We start from the raw sequence: 244 nt of genomic DNA on the forward strand, positions 1-244 counted from the left end.
ACGCCCTTGGGCGTGCCGGTGGAACCCGACGTGTAGATCACATAGGCCAGATGACGTGGACCCAGGCCCAGCGCGCGCGCATCCGGATCCGATGACGGCTGCCCGGCCCACGCCGGCGACTGCGCCTCCAGCTCCACCAGCCCCACGCCAGCGAGCGCCTCCCCGCCCAGCGCCGCACGCCCCGCCGCATCGGCCAGCACCAGCCGCGGCGCCGCCTCCCCCAGAATCTGCCGCAGCCGCGCGC

At 75.8% G+C, this 244-nt stretch carries 1 protein-coding gene; it reads right to left on the bottom strand.

Annotated features, from left to right (window positions below):
- The coding region (locus tag AB4Y34_RS42545) for an AMP-binding protein (RefSeq protein ID WP_368719378.1) at positions 1 to 244 on the bottom strand (244 nt) is incomplete at both ends.

It is taken from the genome of Paraburkholderia sp. BR10954, from assembly GCF_040965775.1.
Lineage (GTDB): Bacteria > Pseudomonadota > Gammaproteobacteria > Burkholderiales > Burkholderiaceae > Paraburkholderia > Paraburkholderia youngii.